Source organism: Bacteroides xylanisolvens XB1A, assembly GCF_000210075.1.
GTDB classification, from domain to species: Bacteria; Bacteroidota; Bacteroidia; order Bacteroidales; family Bacteroidaceae; genus Bacteroides; species Bacteroides xylanisolvens.
The window spans coordinates 2991656-2999779 of the sequence record NC_021017.1 but is presented as its reverse complement, the minus strand read 5'-3'; the positions used below and the strand labels follow the sequence as shown (position 1 = coordinate 2999779).

The following is an 8124-nucleotide window of genomic DNA, read 5'->3' as shown; positions in this document are numbered from 1 at the left end:
CGGGCTACACGGACGCCAGAGGAAGCGACTCCTATAACTTGACCCTTTCCGCACGGCGTGCTGAAAAGGTGCATGCCGCCCTGATCGGGCGTGGAGTTCCCGCCCGGATGATTAAATGGCGTGGCGTGGGTAAGCGTGCGGCCATTATCTCCGCCACTGCGGCGGACAATATCCGTGAAGGGGACAGAAAAGTCCTGCTGGAACGGGTTACCAACATGGATTATTGGAATGCCCTGGATAGCAAATAACCCGAATGTTCAGATAGTGATGAAAATGGATTGAAACAGTGCGGGAATCTTATCCGCACCATTCTATTCCCAGGTCAGGCGGAGAAATGCCCCGTATTACTCCGCCAGGCCCGGGAATTTCACTTTTTTACATGAACGTGTTTGATATGTAACAGGCTTGGATGATCATCGAAAATAATTAACAAATATTAAACCGTTTATGTTATGGTTGTATTTCCGTAAAATTATAAATATAATTGTCCATGTTTTTGCATTGCCAACAAACAGATCGACATCGTTTTTCATGGGAAAGCAGGCAGAATGATCGCTCATGATAATACTTGTGATTCACACGCATGGGAAAAACGCATATCTTTGTAGTTTAACGAATCAAAATATTAAAACTTATGAATACTCTTCTTTTGAATGCCACTTCTTCCGTCAAGATCGAGCAAGTCGTGGATAAACTGGTGGATATAGGACTGGATGCCGGAAAGAACATAGTTATCGCCCTGCTTATTTATCTGGTTGGACGCTTTGTCATACGCCAGGTTAACAAACTGGTTCATAAACTTCTGGAAAAAGGGAAGTTGGAACACAACGTTCAGACTTTTGTCAGGAACCTGATCAACATTCTGTTGAACATGGTGCTCATCTTTGCGATCATAGGCAAGCTGGGTATCGAGACGACCAGTCTGGCCGCACTGCTCGCATCGGCGGGAGTTGCCGTAGGTATGGCGCTATCCGGCAACCTCTCCAATTTTGCCGGAGGGCTGATTATCCTTGTGTTCAAACCTTTTAAGGCCGGGGACTATATAGACGGCCCGAATTTTAGCGGAACCGTGAAGGAAGTGCAGATTTTCCATACCATACTTTCCACTCTGGATAATCGCATGATATATGTTCCCAACGGCATATTGAACAGCAATGCGGTCACCAACTACAGCACACAGGAATTACGTCGTGTGGACTGGGTGTTCGGAGTGGAATACGGTGAGAATGTACAAAGGGTAAGAGAGGTTCTGGCTGATATTCTGGCAGGGGACGCACGTGTCTTGATGACTCCCGCCCCGCAGATCGTTCTGGGAAAACTCAACAGCAGCAGCGTGGATATGACAGTGCGTGTATGGGTTGCCACCGCTGATTACTGGGATGTCCTGTATGACATCAATGAACAGGTTTATTCAGTGTTCAGGGAAAAAGACATAAATTTCCCTTTCCCGCAACTTACCGTACACCATGCGGACCGAAAGGAAGACGGACAAAGGGGCTGATTCGCTCCTGTACTCGGGGCAATTCTTAGTAAACCCTGAAACAGGGCGGTACGGATAAATAAATCAACGTGTAACGGCCCATTTCTGCCGGGTGGATCCGATAAAAAAATAGAGGCTATTTCATAAATAGCCTCTATAACAAATAATACCACTAAGGACCCTTTTAAACATGTGGGACTTTCATCCTCATGTATTCCATATATTCCTCGCCTGTCAGAAGTTATAAGCAACTCCCACGCCTAACACTTCCTTGAATTGAACCTTCGGCCCCCTGCGTGTCCCGTCCTCGCTGAAAGTGGGTACATCATCATCGTATTTCAGCGTGGTATTTATGGTCGCCGACAGGTATTTGTTCACTTTCAGGCTGATCAACACATCCCAGTTGACATCCACATTCCCAAAATCACTGTTATACGGCGTGAAGAAGTCCGCCGACGTGATCAGGTTCACATTTTCCATAATCCCCAGTTCCGCCCTGGCTTTCAGGTAGGCGCCCGGCTCTATCCGGAAGCGCTTGCCCGGATCCACACCGAAAGCACCGATGGAGGACAGGTAATCGTCCTGAACGAATGTCATTTTCATGGATGCGGGTGATAACATCACGGAATAGTTGCTTTTGGGACGGTATTCCACACCAAGAGCTATATTGGAATACGCCGGAGCGAAAAAATTAGAGATGTAATGCTCCTTGTCCGGATAATTATATCCCTTCGCAAATTGGGTATTCAGATTTCCGGCCAGCGTGTAGAACCATATATTGTCGGTTGTGTAACCAAGCTGCGTGGCAAGTTCGATCTTGTCGGTATTTTTACGCACGCCTTCCGACTTGTTCTTGGCCAGTCCGTAATCCATGGCGAGATTTGTAACCCAGAGCCAGTGTCCTCTTTTGTGCACAAGGGAACCGTTCAGGTAGGCGTTTCCCGCCACGGAGTTCTCTCCTCCGGAGGACCAGTTGGACATGGCCGTTTGCGAGAGGTTCAGTCCGGCAACTCCTTTCAACACCCATTTTCCGTCCTCGTAGCCCTGTTCGTCCTTCTGCCCGTACATGACGGCTGATGTTCCGGCCAGAAGGCAGGTCAAGATAAACTTTTTCATATGCGATCTGTTATCATTGGTTATTCTAACTTTTCCTTCAGTTGCCCGGCCTTGTCCTTGACCTCGTCCAAAACCTTTTTGATTTCGCCGTCTTTGCTGTCAATACTGTCCTTTGCATTTTGCAGGACTGTCTTGACTGAATCACCAACCTGATCTTTGATATCGTTCAGTGCTTCTTTCACTTCTCCGACCTTGTCCCCGATTTGTTCTCCTGTATCCTCAAGCACATTTTCGGTTTTTTCTACCTGATCCTTAATTTTATCTTTAGCCTTCTTGTCTTGACAGGATGTAAAGGAAAGGCAGGCGGCGCATACCAGCACCATGGCACTCCACATTTTCATACTCGTATGTTGGTTATAGTCGCATGAATGCGACATCGGTGAAACAATGAATAATTATCTGTTACTTGAATCCGGCTTATTGCTTTTTATAACCGCATTTCGGGCATACACCCTCCTCATTCAGAGCCACTCCGCACAGCGGACAACGCTCTATATCGTGTCTGGTTGTAAATTCGGCAGAACCAGCATTCACCCCGCTGGTAAACGTGATTTTCACAATGTTCAGCTTGTCTTTCAACAGGGCATACACTATTTTGATCATCCCCTCCACCGTCATGGTTTCTTTTGTCACCACCAGCCGGGCGTCGGGATAGGCCGTGGCCAGTTCTGTCTTGAATGCCTCGCCCTTCATCTTGTTTTGCGGATGACCGTTTTTGATGCCTTGCTTCTCATACACGTCAAGTATGGCGGGCAGTAACGGGTCATCCTTGCGGAGTATCAAGGCATGGTCGAAATTTTTCAGTACTTCCCATGCCACTTTCTGTATCTCGTTGCAGGGGTAAACCATGTTCACTCCCTCGTTCACCGTGTCCTCCACCTCAATGGTCAGCACACCCGTGTGCCCGTGGAGATACTGTGCTTCGCCCTGGAAGCCGTAGAACCGATGTGCATACTGCAAATCGAATGTTGTAATACTTCTCATGATCTTTACTTTTTAAAGGTTATACATTATTTTTATTCAGGGTAATCTGAACTTGTATCTTTTCTATCTCCCCCAGGGCAAAATGCCGGTGCAGCAAATAGTCCCTTATCATCCCGGTCAGTTCGGGATCCATATAATCCATGATTTCCCGCCCGTCGAACACGTGGTGATGTTCTGTCACGCAGATATCGTAGTAGCATTTGCCTGTCCCGGGATGACAGACCAACGACAAAATGCCGGCTTTACAGAAGGTATCAAGAATACGGTAAATAGTGGATAGCGTCATGCTGCTGTCTTTTTTCTGCACACCAGCAATGATCTCGTCCACGGTCGCATGGCGCAATCGCATCATCACCTCATACACGCTCTTGCGTTGTGGGGTAACTTTCAATCCGGCATCTCTTATCTTGTTTACCGTTGCCATACTGCTGCATCATAGTGCGACAAAGTAAACGATTATATTTTGTAATTGCAAATTATTCGCATAAAAAAGAACGCTTCCTCTCTGTAAGTACCACAAAAGAACACCAGACAGAAAATGCTTGTCCTCCACAAGCTCATGAAATCTTTAATATGTGCCCATCAAAAGTGATGTGTGCCTCTAACACTGATTGGAACCAGCCTCTCTGTTACCCGTGTGTTTTGTCGTTGCTGAAAGAAACACATCATCATCGTATGGTACAATAATCAGCACCAGCCAAGAAAAGGAAATTAAGATAATACGGTAAGTTTAATTTGCGGCTTTGTATATACATCCAAAACGAATTAAACTTATATTTGTATCGCCAGTAAAATATGCGCTGGCGAAAACAAAATCTTATCTCCTTTTTGCTTTTCGCCAGCATATATTTACGTGTGACAGCACAAAGAATACATGCCACCGCAAGAAAAAAGATGTTTGATGCCTCACGTGGTGATACTATAAATACAGGTTTTTATTTATCGAAAAAAGACCGAAATGCATGCAAATTGCATGTCATAATTCTAAGCTTTCAATAGAATAAACTATATAAAACGCTTATAATCAAATAAATATATTTGAAGCGCAACACTGCAAATTACAACGGACAGTTATAATACAAAATATATTTATATTATTAACATATTAAACATTAACAAAATAGTGTTTAATTGTACAAATATACCCGTTGGCGGAATTAAATTAGCACATCTTTAAAACTCTGCCAATGGATATTATTATTCACAATTCTATTGATACCTAACATATGTTATATACAATAATATATGCCGGATTCTTGCCTGAAACTTATTGTATCTTATGTTTATATAAACGAAAAATCTGTCCGCTACATTCACTTTGGAGTTGAAAAGGACGCATGGTATTCAATAGGAATATGAAAATGTGGATTTTTTCTACACTTGTGGTCGTATTTCCACATACAGCAAATGTCTATCACAAATACATACCATTGATTTTCATTGTTTTATGAGTGTTTATCCTTTTGGTATGTGTTTTGCTGACAAATTAAAAAATTAACAGTAAACAAAAAACAACAAAAATTGCATGAAACTCACATTCATCTGTAAACGAACGGGCGGTATCCTGATGCTGATACTACTTCTGCCACTACCCCTATTCGCCAAAAAAATGACCGCTCCGCAGGGAGAGACACTCCTCATCTACACACAGGAGAAAGAGGCTGAACAAGAAAACCGAAGGATTGAAGGCACGGTGACCGATGAGAACGGGGAGACCGTTATCGGAGCCACTGTAATGGTAAAAGGGAGTCCTGAAAATGGAACCGTGACCGGCATTGACGGAAAGTTCTCACTGGAAATACCCCCCAAAAGTATTCTGGTTGTCTCGTATGTAGGATACAACACGCAGGAAATCCGTGTGAGCCGCCGTGTCAACATGTACAACATTGTACTGAAAGAGGACACCCAAATTTTGGAGGAGGTGGTGGTGATAGGTTACGGTACGGTGAAGAAAAGCGACCTTACCGGATCGGTATCCACGGTAGGCAAACGCAGCTTTGAAAGCCAGCCGGTAAAGAGCGTGTCGCAAATCCTGCAAGGACGTACCCCGGGAGTCGAGGTGACGACAACCAGCGGCATGCCGGGAGCCGGAGCTCGTGTACGCGTACGCGGTACCACTTCCATCAACAAAAGCAGCGATCCGTTGTATGTCATTGACGGCATAATCTCCACCAGTGGTCTTGACGGACTCAACCCGCAGGATATCCAGTCTATGGAGATTCTGAAGGATGCCTCCTCTACCGCCATCTATGGCTCACGGGGGGCCAATGGCGTCATTCTGGTCACCACCCGTAATGGAGAGACAGGACGTGCCCGTATCAATTTCGACGCCAAAATTGGCCTTGCGAATGTACGCAAGGGATACGAGTTGCTTAATGCCTACGAATATTCCCAAGCCCTGAACGAAATCCGGGGTGCCGGTACTATCCCTTCCAGTGATCTGGAAGCCTACAGAAACGGGAGCAAAGGAATCAACTGGGTGGATATCATGACCCGTACCGCTATGAGCCAGGATTACAGCCTGGGAGTGTCAGGGGGGACAGAAAGTGTGAAATACCTGCTTTCGGGCAACCTGCTTGACCAGGAAGCGGTGACCATCAACTCAAAATACAAACGCTATGGTTTCCGGGCGAATGTGAATGCAGACGTACGCCCCTGGCTGTCCGTATCGGCCAAGATCGGAACCGCAATCATCCATCAGAAAAACGGAGCTCCGAACTGGTTCAATGTCATTAACTATTCCCCCACCATGGAACTTAAAGATCCCGATACGGGAATATACAACACCGACCCCTACAATATTGGAGGTGCCAATCCCTATGCATTGCTGGCTGAAAACCGTAGTGACAGCTACAGTTACAATGTCAATGCGAACCTCACACTGGCATTCAAACTAGCCAAGGAACTCACTTTCACCGTGCAGGGAGGTTATGATTATGACCACAGCCCGTCCTATTCATTCTGTTCAAAACTGACCGCCCCAGGAACCATCAACAGCATGAGCAACAGCAGCAGCCTGCACCGTTATTGGCAGAATACCAACAGTCTCGTTTACCAAAGGGCTACAGAAGCACATACGTTGACCGCCACCGGCGTATGGGAAATCAGCCGGAGCTATGACACGGGACTGCAGGCAGGCGGCTCCAACCTGAACAATGAAAGCGTCGGTTACTGGAATGTGGCTAATGCGGCCGTACGTAACGAAAGCAACTCTTATACCGAATCCTCACTGGCGTCCGGTATCGTCCGCGTGGGCTATGATTACAAGAAGCGTTACTTTTTTACGGCCGCACTACGTGCTGACGGCTCCTCCAAGTTTCGGAAAGGACACCGCTGGGGATGGTTTCCTTCGGCCGCGCTGGCCTGGGACATAGCCAAGGAATCGTTCATGCGGAGCCAGCATGTCTTGAAGCAGCTGAAGTTACGCGGCAGCTATGGTGTAACCGGGAACCAGGCCATCGGCGCGTACAGTACGCTGGGGGCACTGACCAATACACTATATGGCTGGGGGACCGCCACAGGATTTTCCGGATATTGGGCAAACCAGTTTGCGACACCCGATCTGACCTGGGAGAAAACCTCACAGGTAGATGTTGGCGTCGACCTGAGCCTCTACGGGATCGACATTTCATTCGACTGGTTCCGGAAGCGTACCACCGACCTGCTGTTCCAAAAACAAATTCCTCGCTATAACGCAGGAGGTACCTATTGGGTCAATGAGGGCAAACTGAACAACGTTGGATTCGAATTCTCGCTCGGTACCTTCCCGGTAAAAGGTACTGTCGTCTGGGAAACCAATCTGAACGCGGCTTATGTGAAGAACGAGGTGACGGACCTTGCCGGCAATGATTTTGTACTGACAGCCACATACAGCGACTTGGGAGGCTCCATGCAAATCATGAAACCCGGACATCCGCTCGGTTCATTTTACGTGTACAGGTGGAAAGGTTTCGACGACAAGGGAGCCAATCTTTACCAGAGAGCTGACGGTTCGTTGACCACTGCTCCCACCTCGGAAGACCTGGTCATCAAAGGGCAGGCCAATCCCAAATGGACTTTTGGGTGGAACAATACCGTCAGTTGGAAAAATTGGACATTGAACCTCTTTTTCAATGCGGCAGCCGGAGTGGAAAGACTGAATATCAGCCATTACGCCACGGCCTCCATGACAGGGGGGACGCGTTTCATCACCCTGCGGGACTCCTATTACCAAGGATGGGATAAGGTGAAGGACAAGGCGCAGGCCCGTTATCCCAGCCTGACCAATACGGACAATAAAAACTATGCAAACTCGGATCGCTGGCTGGAAGATGCCTCTTTCATCAAACTGAAGAACATCAGTTTATCATACAACATTCCGCGCAGAATCGCCAAATTTGCCAACATACAGCTGTCCGTCAGCGCTCAGGACCTTTTCACTATCACTGGATATAAGGGAATGGATCCCGAAGTGTACAATGCCTATGACGGACTGGATTATGGGGCATACCCCATTCCAAGGACTGTGACATTTGGAGCTAAATTTAATTTTTAAAATTTCATTA

At 46.8% G+C, this 8124-nt stretch carries 7 protein-coding genes; 3 read left to right on the top strand and 4 right to left on the bottom strand.

Translation table 11 applies throughout. The features are described 5' to 3' along the window. On the top strand, window positions 1-248 hold a 248-nt coding region (locus tag BXY_RS11800), incomplete at its 5' end, for an OmpA family protein (RefSeq protein ID WP_208946806.1). A 386-nt stretch (window positions 249-634) separates the two neighbouring features. Then, window positions 635-1501: a mechanosensitive ion channel family protein gene (locus BXY_RS11795; protein ID WP_015531998.1), complete on the top strand. Its 867-nt coding sequence runs from the start codon at window positions 635-637 to the stop codon at window positions 1499-1501. Window positions 1502-1714: 213 nt separating this feature from the next. Here BXY_RS11795 and BXY_RS11790 read toward each other — a convergent pair whose 3' ends face one another. The 4 genes from BXY_RS11790 to BXY_RS11775 form a co-directional block, all read right to left on the bottom strand. Continuing rightward, window positions 1715-2596 carry a DUF3078 domain-containing protein gene (locus tag BXY_RS11790; protein ID WP_015531997.1) on the bottom strand — a complete coding sequence of 294 codons (882 nt, stop codon included), beginning with the start codon at window positions 2594-2596 and terminating at the stop codon, window positions 1715-1717. Window positions 2597-2616: 20 nt separating this feature from the next. After that, window positions 2617-2937: a hypothetical protein gene (locus BXY_RS11785; protein ID WP_015531996.1), complete on the bottom strand. Its 321-nt coding sequence runs from the start codon at window positions 2935-2937 to the stop codon at window positions 2617-2619. Window positions 2938-3013: 76 nt separating this feature from the next. Further along, on the bottom strand, window positions 3014-3580 hold the full coding sequence (locus BXY_RS11780; RefSeq protein ID WP_015531995.1) for a 6-carboxytetrahydropterin synthase: 567 nt from the start codon (window positions 3578-3580) through the stop codon (window positions 3014-3016). A 19-nt stretch (window positions 3581-3599) separates the two neighbouring features. After that, entirely contained in the window at window positions 3600-4004 is a 405-nt protein-coding gene (locus BXY_RS11775) for a Fur family transcriptional regulator (RefSeq protein WP_015531994.1), read from the bottom strand. A 1101-nt stretch (window positions 4005-5105) separates the two neighbouring features. Between BXY_RS11775 and BXY_RS11770 the strand changes: the two genes are divergently transcribed. Further along, a complete protein-coding gene (locus BXY_RS11770; protein ID WP_208946805.1) occupies window positions 5106-8114 on the top strand; it encodes a SusC/RagA family TonB-linked outer membrane protein in 3009 nt (1002 codons plus the stop codon). The last annotated feature ends 10 nt before the right edge of the window (window positions 8115-8124 follow it).